The organism is Shewanella sp. MBTL60-007 (genome assembly GCF_019654915.1).
Taxonomy (GTDB): Bacteria; Pseudomonadota; Gammaproteobacteria; order Enterobacterales; family Shewanellaceae; genus Shewanella.
Genome location: NZ_BPET01000202.1, coordinates 1 through 448, shown reverse-complemented (window position 1 = coordinate 448; position 448 = coordinate 1). Strand labels below are relative to the sequence as shown.

At 54.9% G+C, this 448-nt stretch carries 1 protein-coding gene; it reads left to right on the top strand.

The window, feature by feature from the left end:
* A partial coding sequence (locus K5Q92_RS24050; protein ID WP_220771282.1) for a hypothetical protein occupies positions 1-448 on the top strand: 448 nt, incomplete at both ends.

The window sequence follows — 448 nt, the reverse complement described above, 5'->3', positions numbered from 1 at the left end:
CTCAAGGTAGCGACACCGCAACCGTTGCTGATGAAACCGCGCCAAATGCGCCAACGGTATTGATTGTTGATGATGGCAACCCAGGCGATGGCCTGCTCACCCAAGCTGAAATTGGTGCTGATGACGTACAGCTGCAAGTCACTATCGATGGTACTGACTTTGAAGCTGGCGGCTATGTCACGCTTACCATTAACGGTGGCGGGGACATTCAGCTGAGTTTCGCTGACTTCACTGATGCTGGCAACGGCAGCTTCACCTTTGGTAACTACACTTATGCCAACGGCGTGATCAGCTGGACCGAGCCCGCGCCTGCTGAAGGCGACAGCATCACCGTCACCGCCACCCAAACCGATAAGGCTGACAACACCTCGGCTCAAGGTTCAGATACTGCCAAGGTCGCCGATGAAACCGCGCCAAATGCGCCGACGGTATTGATTGTTGATGATGG